9 protein-coding genes and 1 pseudogene are annotated in these 14,398 nt (G+C 44.2%); 8 read left to right on the top strand and 2 right to left on the bottom strand.

The window, feature by feature from the left end:
- Positions 1–13: 13 nt before the first annotated feature.
- Together FTV88_RS04415 and FTV88_RS16110 are read left to right on the top strand one after the other, a co-directional pair.
- Positions 14–1,090 carry a PRC-barrel domain-containing protein gene (locus tag FTV88_RS04415; protein WP_153724571.1) on the top strand — a complete coding sequence of 359 codons (1,077 nt, stop codon included), beginning with the start codon at positions 14–16 and terminating at the stop codon, positions 1,088–1,090.
- Between the two features lie 128 nt (positions 1,091–1,218).
- Positions 1,219–1,499: pseudogene (locus tag FTV88_RS16110) on the top strand (DUF503 domain-containing protein).
- 5 nt (positions 1,500–1,504) lie between these two features.
- On the opposite strand, the gene FTV88_RS04405 reads toward FTV88_RS16110, so the two are convergent.
- Entirely contained in the window at positions 1,505–3,430 is a 1,926-nt protein-coding gene (locus FTV88_RS04405; protein ID WP_153724570.1) for an aconitate hydratase, read from the bottom strand.
- A gap of 182 nt (positions 3,431–3,612) precedes the next feature.
- On the opposite strand from FTV88_RS04405, the gene trmL reads away from it, so the two are divergent.
- The 6 genes from trmL to FTV88_RS04375 all read left to right on the top strand — a co-directional run bounded on the left by trmL (position 3,613) and on the right by FTV88_RS04375 (position 13,085).
- Positions 3,613–4,074, top strand: coding sequence for a tRNA (uridine(34)/cytosine(34)/5-carboxymethylaminomethyluridine(34)-2'-O)-methyltransferase TrmL (gene trmL / locus FTV88_RS04400; protein ID WP_153724569.1), 462 nt, complete (start codon positions 3,613–3,615; stop codon positions 4,072–4,074).
- Between the two features lie 136 nt (positions 4,075–4,210).
- Positions 4,211–5,302: a 6-phosphofructokinase gene (locus FTV88_RS04395; RefSeq protein WP_153724568.1), complete on the top strand. Its 1,092-nt coding sequence runs from the start codon at positions 4,211–4,213 to the stop codon at positions 5,300–5,302.
- A 582-nt stretch (positions 5,303–5,884) separates the two neighbouring features.
- Complete coding sequence (locus FTV88_RS04390) at positions 5,885–6,718, top strand: MTAP family purine nucleoside phosphorylase (protein ID WP_153724567.1); 834 nt, start codon at positions 5,885–5,887, stop codon at positions 6,716–6,718.
- A 787-nt stretch (positions 6,719–7,505) separates the two neighbouring features.
- Positions 7,506–8,468 (top strand): lectin-like protein, encoded by a 963-nt coding sequence (locus FTV88_RS04385; protein ID WP_153724566.1) that lies wholly within the window; start codon positions 7,506–7,508, stop codon positions 8,466–8,468.
- A 161-nt stretch (positions 8,469–8,629) separates the two neighbouring features.
- A complete protein-coding gene (locus FTV88_RS15990; protein ID WP_153724565.1) occupies positions 8,630–11,194 on the top strand; it encodes an ankyrin repeat domain-containing protein in 2,565 nt (854 codons plus the stop codon).
- A 199-nt stretch (positions 11,195–11,393) separates the two neighbouring features.
- Positions 11,394–13,085, top strand: a complete 1,692-nt coding sequence (locus FTV88_RS04375) for a methyl-accepting chemotaxis protein (RefSeq protein ID WP_162007896.1) — start codon at positions 11,394–11,396, stop codon at positions 13,083–13,085.
- Here FTV88_RS04375 and mutY read toward each other — a convergent pair.
- On the bottom strand, positions 13,063–14,109 hold the full coding sequence (mutY, locus tag FTV88_RS04370; protein ID WP_162007895.1) for an A/G-specific adenine glycosylase: 1,047 nt from the start codon (positions 14,107–14,109) through the stop codon (positions 13,063–13,065). The genes FTV88_RS04375 and mutY overlap by 23 nt on opposite strands.
- Positions 14,110–14,398: the final 289 nt, after the last annotated feature.

Raw genomic sequence — 14,398 nt, 5'->3', positions numbered from 1 at the left:
AAGAGGGAATGGGATGATCCATAGCCAGGGTATATTGGGCCTTTCCGTTATCAGTATCCATGATGGTAAAGAAATCGGTTATGTTCGCGATCTGGTTATCAATCCAGAGACTTGTAAGGTTCAATGCTTGTTGATCGAGCCAGAAGATTGGTATAACGGGGCCAAGACCCTTGCTTTTGATCAGATTCAAGGCATTGGGGAGTATGCGGTTATTATCGAAGGCTTCAAATCCTTGCAGTCTTTGACAGAGCGGCCTGATGTGGCCGCTCTGCTTGATAAAAAGTGTGAGCTGAAAGAATCGAAAGTTCTAACGGGCAATGGTGTTCTACTCGGTCAAGTACGTGAGTTCTTTATTGATGAGATAGAAGGCGCTATTATGGGTGCCTTGCTCGTACCACAGCAGATAGATGTGGGAGAACGGCTGATTGAAATGGATAAGATTCTATCTATTGGAACTCAGATTTTACTCGTAGAAAGAAATTTACGATTGGAAGATCTGCCTTTGTATGATCATCAGACGGTAGGTCTGCAGAAATCAGATTTCTTAGAACATACAGAATTACAAAGAAAAGATGAGATAGAGGTAGAGGTAGAAAACCCTGAGAAACCGCTTGCCCAGATCCACTCAAGAAATACTTCTACCCGAGCGATAGATAAGGAAGAGATGGCTCCTGATGTCTCTGCCTTATTGGCTATAGCAGAAAAGGCTTTGCCGAAGAAAGAACCTGCTAAGCCTATGAATATGAAAGTGGCGCAAGCCTACAAGAACAGAAATGATCAAGATCAGCGTGAGTTTTTACCACTTTTGCAAGTCTTAAAAGAAGAGAATCTTTCCGAAGAACGGGATAATTCTATGCAGGAAAGTGAAAAAATATCTCAGCAGAGAAGTCAGCCCTCTGCCAAGCCGCCAGGTGCTCTTTTTGGTGAGCTTCAACATAAATATTATATTGGCAAAACTTTGACCAAACGAATTGAAAGCCCCATCGGAGAAATCTTGGCAGAGCCTGGTGATGTTATTACAGAAACGTTATTAAACAGAGTAAAAAAAGCAGGGAAGTACTTAGAAATGATCATTCATGTCAAGGAATAAAAAAAGCCATTGGACTTCGAAAGAAGTATCCAATGGCTTTTAATTTTACCAAAAATTTTGCAATTATCTTTTCTTTTTGAGAAGAGAACCTTATAAAATAGTAGTAGTATAAATATGGAGGGGACGACATGACAGTTGGTTACGCAGAAGTATCCTTACATATCCATGGTGTTGACTCATTAAAAGGCAAGCGTCGCGTTGTAAAGAGCATTGTTGATCGTTTGCGAAGTCGCTTTAATGTTTCTGTGTCAGAAGTGGATAAGCATGATCTATGGCAAGCAGCGTGATTGGCTTGGCTGTCGTAAGCAACAATCGAAAGCATATTCGTCAAGTTCTCGATGAGGCGGTGCGGCAGATGGAGTATTCAGGTGAAGTAGAAGTGATCGAAGTGACGACAGAACTACTATAGACTTTTTATGCGTTCAGTCTGGTATAGTTGAGTAAGCCGCCTGCTTTGATGATAGCTACTTGGCGGGCTGTTAAGTCGGGACGGACAGTAAAGCTATCACCTGTGGTCAAGTTGCGAACTTCTAAAGTTTCTTCTTGACCCAGCTTTTCTGATAAGTTGACGATTTCTAGCTCGTCGCCTTGATTCACTTTGGCCAGTTCAGCTTCATTGGCAAAGGTAAGAGGTAAGATACCAAAGTTGATTAAGTTGGCACGATGAATGCGAGCAAAAGATTGCGTAATCACTGCTTTAACGCCTAAATACATGGGGGCCAAAGCAGCATGTTCTCGGGAAGAACCTTGTCCATAGTTTTGGCCGCCTACAATAATACCGCGACCGGCTTCTTTGGCTCGATCAGCAAAAGAAGCATCGACGCCAGAAAAGACGTATTGGGATATAGCCGGAATGTTAGAGCGAAGGGGCAGGATTTTAGAGCCTGCTGGCATGATGTGGTCTGTAGTAATGTTATCGCCAACTTTAAGGAGAACAGGTGCTTGTAACGTATTCGCCAATGCTTCGTTAATGGGCAAAGGCTTAATGTTAGGGCCTCGTAAAACGTCAACATCATTGCCTTCTGCAGCCGGTGCTAAGACCATGCTATCGTCAATAAGGAACTGCTCCGGCATGGCTACGTCAATGGCATTGCCTAACTCTCTAGGATCGGTAAGCAGACCTGTGATAGCGGCGGCTGCAGCTACCTCTGGGCTGGAAAGATAGATCTTAGCATCGGCTGTACCACTGCGACCTTCGAAGTTGCGATTGAAAGTACGCACAGAGACGGCGCCAGAATTCGGCGATTGACCCATGCCGATACAGGGACCACAAGCTGATTCTAGTATGCGAGCACCAGAAGCGATCAAGTCTGCCAAAGCGCCATTGCGAGCCAACATTTCGAAAACTTGACGACTGCCCGGTGCAATACCAAGGCTTACGGTAGGATGAACTGTTTTGCCTTTTAAGAGGCCCGCCACTTTCATTAAGTCAGAATAAGAGGAGTTGGTGCAGGAGCCAATTAAGACTTGATCAACTTTGATTGGACCTACTTCTTTCACCGTTTTGACAGCGTCAGGAGAGTGAGGACAAGCTACCATTGGTTCCAAGGCAGAAAGATCAATGGTAAGCTCTTCTTCGTAGGTCGCATCGTCGTCTGCTTGCAACTCTACCCACACATCTTCGCGTTTTTGTGCTTTCAAGAAAGCTTTGGTTACTTCATCAGAAGGGAAAATAGAGGTCGTTGCACCGAGTTCAGCACCCATGTTGGTGATGGTAGCTCGCTCAGGAACAGATAAAGTGGCTACGCCAGGTCCTTTATATTCAATGATCTTACCTACGCCGCCTTTAACACTGAGACGACGAAGTACTTCGAGAATAACGTCTTTGGCTGAAACCATAGGAGATAGTTGTCCTGTCAGTGTAATACCGACGACTTTAGGACAAGTTAAATAGAAAGGACCACCACCCATGGCTACTGCTACGTCGAGGCCGCCTGCCCCGATGGCAATCATGCCGATGCCACCACCTGTTGGTGTGTGTGAGTCTGAACCAAGCATGGTTTTGCCAGGAATACCGAATCGCTCAAGGTGTACCTGGTGACAGATACCGTTACCAGGACGAGAGAAGTGAATGCCGTGTTTGGAAGCTACAGTCTGTAAGAAACGATGATCGTCAGCGTTTTCAAAGCCGCTCTGTAATGTGTTGTGATCTACATAAGATACCGATATTTCAGTCTTGACTCGCGGCACGCCCATGGCTTCGAATTGAAGATAAGACATGGTACCGGTCGCGTCCTGCGTCAAGGTCTGATCAATACGAATGGCAATCTCTTGACCGGGAACTAATTCCCCATCTAATAGATGAGCGCCTAAAATCTTTTGCACGATATTTTTGCCCATGGTTGTCCCTCCTCAGTGTAATCACCTGTACAATGTAGCAGAAATTTGAAGTACCGTCAATTTGAATGGTTCTATATTTTTAATGTATACTGAAAAAAGAGTTAGGCAGGATTTTGCTGGAAAAAGGCGAACATTTATATGTCTATTGTTAAAGGAATTTAGCTACAGGAGTAGATGCAGTTTTGTTTCATATTGTATTGGTTGAACCAGAGATACCACCGAATACGGGCAATGTAGCTCGTCTTTGTGCAGGCACCCAGTCGGTCTTGCATCTGATCGAGCCTTTAGGCTTTTCGATTGATGATAAACAGTTAAAGAGAGCAGGCTTAGATTATTGGCACCTTCTCGATGTGCGAACTCATCGGAATTGGGAGGCCTTTCGAGAAGCCAACAGAGGGGCCCGGATGTTTTTTTTGAGCACCAAAGGGAAAAAGAGCTATCACCAAGTGGCCTATGAGCCAGGGGACTTTTTTGTTTTTGGTAAAGAAACGCAAGGGTTGCCTGATTGGATGTTGCAGGAACAGCCTGAACAGGTTGTTCGGATCCCTCTTGTTGCGAATGCTCGGTCACTGAATTTGTCGAATGCTGTTTCAGTGGTTTTATATGAAGCGTTGCGGCACCATGAGTATCCGGGGATGGTCTGATTCTTAATAACAACAGGCTCAGCCTTTACTGTTGCGAGATCTGGTGGGAAAGCTAAGGTCTGAAATCTTTCTCGAAGAGTATGTAAAGTAACTGATAAGTATAGAAGCAGATATTCAGAAAGGGGTTCGTTGCTGGATGAAACCTGTGAAACGTATAGCTGTTCTTACTGGCGGTGGCGATTGTCCTGGACTTAATGCGGTGATTCGAGCTGTTGTGAAGACGTCCATTCGTCGTTATAACGTGGAAGTCGTAGGAATCTTGAATGGCTTTCATGGTCTCGTCAACGATGTGATGATACCGCTGAACGAAGAAGCAGTGGCCGGTATCGTTCATCGTGGTGGAACGATTCTAGGAACGACCAATCGTGACAATCCTTTTCGTTATGCTGTAGAACAAAATGGTCAGTTGACTTTTGAAGATCGATCCGAGCAATGTATTGAGAATTTACGTAAGCATGCAATAGATGCTCTAGTCGTTATCGGCGGTGATGGCAGTCTTAACATTGCTCATCAGTTTCATGAAAAAGGGATTCCTGTTGTTGGTGTTCCTAAGACGATTGACAATGATCTATCGGCAACAGATTACACCTTTGGTTTTGATTCGGCTGTGACGACGGCCACAGAAGCGATTGATAAACTTCATACAACAGCAGAATCGCACCATCGCATTATGATCTTAGAAGTTATGGGTCGTTACGCGGGCTGGATTGCGCTCTATTCTGGTGTAGCCGGTGGCGCTGATGTGATTTTAGTTCCAGAGATTCCTTACGAGATAGAAAAAGTATGTAACCATATTCGAGCTCGCAATGAGCGAGGTCGTAAGTTTTCCATTGTTGTTGTTGCGGAAGGGGCCAAGGAAAAAGGTGGTCAAATGGTGGTGCAGCAACGAGTGGAACAAAGTCACGATCCCATTCGTTTAGGTGGCATTGGTCAGGATGTGGCGCGCAAGCTTGAGATGTGCACACAGATGGAGACGCGCGTTACGGTGCTCGGTCATGTACAGCGCGGTGGTTCGCCGACTTCTTTTGATCGGATCTTAAGCACACGCTATGGCTCGTCGGCTGTTGATGCAGTGATGGCTGGTTATTACGGCCATATGGTCGCTTTAAGGACGCCTAGAATTGAGCCAGTGCCGTTGACTGAAGCAATTGGCACCTTAAACAACGTTGATCCAGAAGGTCAGATGGTACAAGCTGCCAAGTCTGTGGGGATTTCTTTTGGCGATTAGAAGCAATGGTTTCTTCGTTTCGAAAATAGCTACTCTGTGGTGGGGTCAGGCGTTATGAATTCCTTCCGAACGGACTCATCCCACGCCATGAGCGGCAGCAAGCTGCCGATGGCTGAGGTCTGAAGTCCTCTCTCCAGGAAGTCATAACGCCTGACCCAGATACATCTTGCTGGTTGTGACTGAGTTTTGGCCTATTGCAAATACAAAAACAATAAGCAGTTGCGTATACATCGTAGAAAGTTGCGCAAAGCAATGTCAACGGAAAGTAACAATCAGCAAAAAGTCCTCTGGGTCTGGTCATCACGCTTTCCGTAGCGGGACTTGGGACCTCAGCGTATCAGTAGCTTGCTGGCGGTAACAGCGTGGGACCAGTCCAGAGCGGAGGAAAGCGTGATGACCAGGCCCCTCTATGAATTAACCCCAACGTAATCAGGAAAAGTTATTTTCATCAGTGGTTGTGCCCGACCGGGCATGGGGGGTTAGTATCAAACACCTAGTATATATCGGCTTGTTGGAACAATTAGAATTTGACGTAGTTCTTGCTACTGCATGATAAATTGTTTGTGAAAGAGGCGGTTTATTTTGTCTAAGACGGTTGTTCCGGCAGCGTCCTATGCGATTATCGGAGGATCGAGTACCAATTCGTTAAACTTTCCAGAAGAGATCACTTTTCCTGGTGTGAAGGTCTTAGAGTTTTACAAAAGTTTTCCGACACCTTTTGGTGACAGCCCTTCTTTTGTCCTTTTTGAATTGAATGGAAAAAGGACTTTGACTTGTGTGATGCATGGTTGGCGTCCCGGTGTCACGAGAGCTGATGCTTCGCGACAGATCTTCTGGGTTTTTCAGCAAGCGGGTGTACAGTCCATTCTTTCAGAAGGTGGCGTAGGTGCGATCAGTCATCTTTTGCGGCCTCGTGACTTGGTCATTCCTAATGATTATCTTGACTTTTCACTGCGTAAAGATGTTCATATAGGTTCAGGGTACTTATGTATTATGCGGCAACCTTTTTGCCCTATCTTACGTACTTTGCTTGTGAAGGCTTCAGAAGAATTGCCAGGCAAAGGACGAGTCTTTGATCGCTCCAATTATGTTGTTACCGATGGCCGACACTTTGAAAGTCCTGCTGAAGTACAGCATTATCGCATGGCCGGTGGTGACGTGATCGGACAAAGCGTAGCACCTGAAGTCTACCTGGCTCGAGAAATTGGTGCTTGTTATGCACGCTTAGAATTGGTAGTAAATTATGCAGAAGGTATTGTTACCGACTGGAGCCATGAGGAACTGAAAGATATCTTTTACGAAGAGTCAACACTAGCTGGAAAAAGACTGTTAATGGCTTTGGAGGCCCTTCCAGAAGAGCGTGACTGTGGTTGCGGTGAGCTGCGTAAGGCGACTTTGTTGCGGGAGCGGAAGTAGGTTGAAGCTAGTACGAAAATAGCTACCTTGTGGTGGGGTCAGGCGTTATGAATTCCTTCCGAACGGACTCATCCCACGCCATGAGCGGCAGCATAGCTGCCGATGGCTGAGGTCTGAAGTCCTCTCTCCAGGAATTCATAACGCCTGACCCAGGTACATTTTGCTGGTTGTGACTGAGTTTTGGTCTATTGCATTGCAAATACAATAGGTAGTTGCGGATAGAAGAAAGATTCGCCAAGCAAGCTATTCCAACGGAAGTAACAATCAGTAAAAAGCCTTCTGGGCCTGGGCATCACGCTTTCCGCAGCGGGACTTGGGACCTCAGCTGTCGCCAGCTTGCTGGCGGTAACAGCGTGGGACCAGTCCAGAGCGGAGGAAAGCGTGATGACCAGGCCCTTGCACGAAGTAACCCCAACGTAATCAGGAAAAGCTGATTTTCATCATTGGTTGTGCCCGGCCGGACATAGGGGATAGAGAGAAAAAAGACTGTCATTATTAAGGCAGTCTTTTTTCTTATGTAAAAATATAAAGCAACAGGGCTTATTTGCTATAATATTTTGTTATAACAAAAGAATATTGTGCTGAATTCCTTCAAGTGGTAATATAAAGTAAAGTGTGTATTCCAAAGAAAACCAAAATAGTGCAGACATTTCTAATTATGATTCTGTAAGGTAAAAAGCCTCCCTTGCCCTATAGAATCGACAGAGTGAGAAAAAAGGAGGTGTTTCTCCATTTGCAGGGAGAGCAGATTTACAGTATTTTCAAAAAGGACAAGGGTGGTGTATGAATGGGTGTTATAAACAGAGGTAAAAAAGCGGGAGCCCTTTTTCTCGTCTTCTTATTTTTTCTTTCTCTATTGGTACCTTCTAGTGCACTTGCACGTTCCTGCAGCCCTATGGATATGAACTTTTTTGGTTGGGCTACAGGGAAAATTGTTGTTGATCCCCATCGAGGAAAAACCTATGGTCTTTTTGAGCTGAATAAGAATTGGTATGAAGCCAAAGCGTTTGCAGAATCGCTAGGAGGACAACTGGTAACGGTTACTTCCAAGCAAGAACAAGATCAGATTAACTACCTGCTTTCTTTCGGTAAAAGAGATTATTACTGGATTGGTGCTTCTGATGAACTAGTGGAAGGCCAGTGGCGATGGGTAACTGGTGAGCCCTTTGTATATACCAACTGGGCACCCGGTGAACCGAATAATTATGGCGGCGAAAACTATATGGCTGTCGTAAGAACAAATGGTCTCTGGAACGATCTTTTTGGTAGAAGAAATGAACTTCAGATTAGTCCTATCACTTTTGGTGTACTTGTGGAATGGGATTTTTCTTATAATCCTTGCTTGCCTGTACCGACAATTTATGATAGAACAACAGGTCATTACTATGCTCTCTACGATAGAGGCTCCATCTGGAGCGATGCAAAGCGTTTTGCTGAAAGTCAGGGTGGTCATTTAGCTACAATTACCAGTTTTCGTGAGCAGAATATCTTAAAATTCCTTTTAGCAACTGGCAACAGAACCTTCTACTGGCTTGGTGGCACCGATGAAGTGGTAGAAGGAGAATGGCGATGGATCACCGGAGAGCCTTGGACATATAGCAATTGGGCACAAAACCATCCCAACAATTATGGTGGCCAAGATTACTTGAAAGTGATCAATTACGGTAGAGAAATTGGTAGATGGGTAGATAGTTATGGTGCTTGGATTGGAAATCCTGAAAGTCATGGTTTTATTGTAGAGTGGAAGTAAGCATATCCCAGAGAAAGCCTAACACAAAATTGTTCTTGTGTTAGGCTTTCTCTTTCAAAGCTCTCTTGTTTTGTTACCTTTTCGTCTATGAAGGAGCATGAAGTGAGAACTCCTTAGCGTTACAATGTTGCTGTTCTTTAAATCATTATAGAGGTGATCAGATGAGACGCTTGACAGCTTTGGTAACATCGGTTTCTCTATTGCTATTTTCTCTTTTGCCTGTAGCAGAAGCAAGGTGGAAAGAAGGCGACCTTTTGCCGGAAAGAGTTTTCGCATCGGCGCAATCTTTAAGCGCTGGGCAAGTGCTCGAGATAGAGGGTGGCAAGAATCTCTTTTTCAGTAACGCGCCTGAGATGCCAACGATGCCAGGTATTTTGGCTAGAGCTGATAATGTGATTTCAAAAAGTGGAGAAGTTCGGATCTTATACTCTCATTTTAACATGTTAATTGATTACAGCACGTCGAAGCCAGTCAATGTGCCTGCTCAGATCGGAGTGTATTTCGTCAATGATACATCTCGCTCTCTTGATATTTACTACAAACGTCTAGGTAAAGGCGTTAGCAAAACCGTGGATGGAAAAATGCTTTATATAGAAGATCGGGCTCCCCAAAGGCCTGGTATTGATACAGCTTTATATTACGGCACCGAACTGGGGAACAAGGTAGTCGCGGACTTCTTTGCTTCTTATAGACAGCAAGAACGGTTGTTTGCTACTGTCGCACCAGGCCAGATTGCTTGGCTTTCTGATCAAGTTGGCCCTCTTGGTTGGGCCATTGGCATGGGTGATTTTGTTTTTCGAGACAGTCACACCAAAGAAGTTATTACATTACAGAGCTTGCGTCCTGGTGAAGCTGTAGGAGTACGTTCCTTTATTGCTCGTCACTCTTTTGATTTGAGGGATTTTTTCCGAGATAAAAATAACCCAGCATCGGTCCTTACGTTAGGTGCAGGAGAACATTTACATATGCGTGGCCTTTTTGCCGACTCTATCAGCGCCAATGGTGTCCACGTAGAAGGTGTGAGTCGTCGAAAAACCTTTACCTACGATAGTTATGATGATGGTCCACAAAGCATTACTGTTGGAGCTCATTATCGTATGCAGCATCTTGAGCCAGCTCGAGAACATTACGTACCTACAATTTTTGCAAATGATATTTTGAGAAATGGTGTGGACTCTTACGGTTATGTACAAAATGGCCAAGCTGTTGCTGTAAAAGCCATGAACAATGGTTCCTATGGAACTGACTATGACTTTACTTTTCAAATAACGGGACCGACTGTCATTGCTTTACAAGAAGCCAAGCCCTTGCATGCTGATGGGAGTAAGCCTTTTGTAGATATGTATAATCAATTTCTAACAGTCATGCTTGACGATGATCCGTCGCAGATTCGAACGTTACATTTTAAAGATCCCAATTATCATCTCTATTATTCAAACTTTGAACGCTTGCAACCTTTAGGCAAGGTCAAAGTAGCTTATGTATTAGATGATGTTGGGACAAGAAATCATCGTTTACGAGTTATGTTGCCACCAAACAGTTATGGGCCCTTTCAAATACTCTTGCTTCCTCTAGAAGAAAATCAGAAGCGACCCGTTACTGTAAGTAGCCTTACCATAGAACCCAAGGAAGTAAGGATACTGCTCGATGATCAAGGAAAAAGCGATCCTATTACAATAGCAGTAAAAATCACACCAGAAAATGCCATAAGTAAGTTGAACTGGTCTTCCAGTCGACCTGATATCGTTACTATCAATAAGGATGGAATGGTGCAAGCTCATGCTGTTGGTGAAGCCATTATCACAGCTACAACAGAAGATGGCAAGCACCAAAGTTCCTCACGTATTTCTGTAGAAAGTAAAGTCCTTCCTGCAGAATCAATTCAACTGGATAGAGAGCAAATCAATCTTGCCGTCGGTGGAGTAGCACAAAAAATAAGAGCTATCATTTTGCCGCAAGAAGCTCCTCAAAATGTATCCTGGTCTTCTAGCAATGAAAAAATTGCTACGGTCGATCAAGAAGGTACGATAACAGGCCATTCTATCGGTGTAGCAACGATTACCGCAACTACGGCTGATAAAGCCTTACAAGCGACAGCACAAGTGACCGTTCATACGCCTGTACGAGATAGTGATTTCTTAAGGGCCTTAGAAAGAGGATCTTACGAGGAATTTGTAACTCTACTCGAAAAAGGGGCCAATGTGAATGCCCGAGACAGCCAAGGCAATAGTGCTTTAATTAAAGCAGTTCTTCAAAAAGATCTGCGAAAAGCAAAAGCATTGCTTGCATCCGGTGCTGATCCAGCACAGAAAAACAGTGAAGCGATGACAGCGCTGATGTTGGCGGCTCAACTAAACCAAAGCGAGATGGTAAAAGCTCTGTTAACCGCTCAGGCTGATGTAAACCAAAAGAATGAAAAAATGGGTGAATGGACAGCTTTGTTCTCTGCTGTTTGGGCAGGCAATTTAGATATCACTAAGATACTCTTAGAAGCAGGTGCGAATCCCAACGTACGATACTATGAAGCAGGCAAAAGAAAAGAAGATGGATGGACACCTCTGAACTGGGCCGTGAGTCAAAACAATCTTGAGATGACGCAGCTTCTTCTCAGTAGGGGCGCAGATCCCTCTCAGCGGACCGATGGCTGGACAGCGTTGATGAACGCCAGTTGGTATGGTCGTATGGATCTGGCCACAGTACTATTACAAGCTGGAGCAAGGGAGTAAGTAATTTCACCTGCCGTTTTCTTTAAGTAAAAGCAAAATAAAATATACACCGCAACACCCCCACTCAAAACAAAAAAACGTCCCCCAGTTTTTAGCGTGATAAAAATCACGCTTTTTTTACTCTAATGCGCCTACCTATGCTATAATTTTTATACTATTCTTATAAATACTAAGAAAACTGAAAGGTATGGCAAAGAGAATGAAGATAAAGCAGAAAATGATTCTATTTACATTACTACTACTAATTACAAGCCTATCTCTAGTTGGAGCCACTTCCATTTGGTTTATGAAAAGTGAAGGAGAAGTTGCCTTTTTAGAAAAAGCAAAGTCAGACCTTTCTTTAGGTTATGCTTTTTTAGATGAGAGGTGGCCGGGGCCTTGGACCGTTAGAGAAGAAAACTTATATAAAGGAGATATACTCGTTAATGGCAATGAAGAAATGGTAGATGCCATTGCCGAGTTAAGCGGCGGTACTGTTACGATTTTTCTAGGAGATCAACGAGTTACGACCAATGTGGTCCGTGATGGCGCTCGCGCTGTAGGCACAAGGGCTTCTCAGGAAGTTATTGATACAGTGCTGGTGCAAGAACAAATTTATTTGAATAAGGCCAATGTAGTGGGTGTAAATTATCAGACAGCCTACCAACCCATTTTTGATGCGAACAATCAAGCAATTGGGATGTTTTATGTTGGGGTGAATCAAGAAGCCATTGACAAAATGGTGAGCAACTTTAGCCAAGCTTTGCTTCTTTTTCTAGTAGGAATCCTAGCGATCGCAGCCCTGTTGGCCTATGCCTTTGCAGCGTATATTGCCAAGCCGATTGTTGCGACAGCCAAACATCTTGATCAGATGGCCAATCACGATTTTTCCATGGATGTAGATGAGCGCTATAGGCAAGGAAAAGATGAAGTGGCTGCAATGTCTCGTTCTCTTCATAGTATGAATCAAAAAATGAGGCAAGTTTTTGGGGAAATATCGTCCATGGCGACGACTATGGCTGCTTCAACAGAAGAAATGGCAGCAAATACGCAAAACATTTCTTCGAATATGGAAGAGACTTCTGCATCAACAGAAGAAATCTCTGCAAGTATGGATTCCCTATCGGCAACGGCTATAGCCATTGATAAAGCCAGTGATGAGATGACTCGTTATCTGAGACAATTACATGATGAAGCTTTTTCAGGAAAAGATAGAGCCAGAGAGATTGAAGAAAGGGCGGTACGTCTGGAAGAAAAAGCGATTCAATCGGTTGACTGTACGCAGCAGATGTATCATAACATAGATCAAGAAATGCAAGAGGCTATGAAGGGCGCCAAAGTAGTCCATCAGATTGTCACCCTGGCTGATGAAATTTCCAAAATCGCGAGTCAGAGTAACTTATTAGCGCTTAATGCAGCCATTGAGGCGTCGCGCGCCGGAGAACAAGGCCGCGGCTTTGCGATTGTTGCCGATGAAGTTCGCAATCTTTCTGCTCATTCAGCAGAAATGGCTCGTAATATTCAAGCTGTGACCAAAGAAGTAGAAGCAGCAATTGAGCGATTGTTACAACGTTCTACTGAACTAATGTCGTTTTTAAATGGAGAAGTTGCAAGAGACTATGAAGATTTTGTATCCGTAGGCAAGCAGTATCGCGCTGATGCAGAAGCGATGCAAGATCTAACAGAAAAGACGAGCCTGATGAGTACGGAGGTACTACGCTCTGTCGAAGAAGTGTCAAAATCGATGGCTTCTGTAGCGACCATGATTGAGCAAGTTTCTTATGGTACGACGGAAATCGCCAAAGGGACTGACTTCACAACGCAGTCAAGTATACAGATCAGTGAAGCTGCAACAGAACAAGCCCTAATCGCCGAGAAGTTAAATGAGATTACAAACCGTTTTCGTTTTTAAGTGACTGCACAATTTTTCGAAAAGCAGAAGGAATTGTGATCTCAGAAAGTTCTTCCACCGTGAACCAGTGCCATCTTTCGGTCAGAGGAGATAGTGGTTCTACCTTTTGCGCTTTATAAAGGGTCATATCCCAGATAAGATGGGTAAACTCGTGACGCACCGTCATAGAGGGAGCCCCCCAGAGAATCTTAAAGCCATGTTCCTGAAAGAAACGATCGCTGTCTGAATCGCCATCGATGCCAGGAAATTCCCAAAGACCACCGAGTAAACCTTCTAAAGGACGCTGATGAAGCAATACCTTATTCTCTTCTTGAATCAAAGCAAGAGAACGAGCGATTGCTTTTTTCTTCGCTCCTTTTTTCTTTATGGGCAAATCACTTTGCATCTTTTTTTTCTGAGCTATACAAAATGGCGTAATCGGGCAGCTATGACAGCGTGGCGATGTTGCTATACAGACAAGAGCACCAAGCTCCATCAAGGCTTGGGTAAAATTAGATGATTCTCCGGCGGGATAAAGACTTTTTAAGATCTGATACATTTTCTTTTTTACAGCTAGGCTGCTAATTTCTTCGTTAATACAATAAACTCTAGAAAGTACTCGTAGTACATTGCCGTCAATGGCTGGATAGGGCTGGTTAAAAGCAATGCTAAGCAGAGCGCCTACGGTATAATCTCCTACACCAGGGAGCCTACGCAATGCCTCATAACTCTGCGGAAAGTCGCCTTTATAATCCTGAACAATTTGCTGCGCTGCTTTGTGTAAATTTTTAGCTCTGCTGTAATAACCAAGTCCTTCCCACGCTTTTAAGACCTGATCGAGGGGACTCTGCGCCAGATCATGAACGGTGGGAAAAGTATGCAAAAAGCGTTCATAATAAGGGATGACTGTCTCAACACGAGTTTGTTGCAGCATGATTTCAGAGACCCAAATTCGATAGGGATCTTTGGTTTGTCGCCAAGGCAAATCGCGCTTTGTATGTTCATACCAATGTAGCAATGGTAGGACCCAGTTGTTTGTGTTCAATACTGTCAGCTCACTTATGCAAAATTTGTTGTATTTCCTGATTATACTGTGTCTTTGCTTTTCGGCTCAAGATAGTACGAAAATAGTCAATTGTTACTTTGTGGTGGGGTCAGGCGTTATGAATTCCTTCCGAACGGACTCATCCCACGCCATGAGCGGCAGCAAGCTGCCGATGGCTGAGGTCTGAAGTCCTCTCTCCAGGAAGTCATAACGCCTGACCCAGGTACATTTTGCTGGTTGTGACTGGGTTTTGGCCTATTGCAAATTCAATAGGGATTCCGCTGCAAAA

This window comes from Heliorestis convoluta (genome assembly GCF_009649955.1).
Classification (GTDB): Bacteria; Bacillota; Desulfitobacteriia; order Heliobacteriales; family Heliobacteriaceae; genus Heliorestis; species Heliorestis convoluta.
The sequence above is the reverse complement of the archived record's forward strand: the minus strand, read 5'-3'. Positions and strand labels throughout refer to the sequence as shown.

Excerpts from the sequence above, each read along its gene's own strand:
- FTV88_RS04375 (WP_162007896.1), top strand. The coding sequence starts at position 11,394 with ATGAAGATAAAGCAGAAAATGATTCTATTTACATTACTACTACTAATT.
- FTV88_RS04405 (WP_153724570.1), bottom strand. The coding sequence starts at position 3,430 with ATGGGCAAAAATATCGTGCAAAAGATTTTAGGCGCTCATCTATTAGAT.
- FTV88_RS15990 (WP_153724565.1), top strand. The coding sequence starts at position 8,630 with ATGAGACGCTTGACAGCTTTGGTAACATCGGTTTCTCTATTGCTATTT.
- FTV88_RS04395 (WP_153724568.1), top strand. The coding sequence starts at position 4,211 with ATGAAACCTGTGAAACGTATAGCTGTTCTTACTGGCGGTGGCGATTGT.
- FTV88_RS04415 (WP_153724571.1), top strand. The coding sequence starts at position 14 with ATGATCCATAGCCAGGGTATATTGGGCCTTTCCGTTATCAGTATCCAT.
- FTV88_RS04385 (WP_153724566.1), top strand. The coding sequence starts at position 7,506 with ATGGGTGTTATAAACAGAGGTAAAAAAGCGGGAGCCCTTTTTCTCGTC.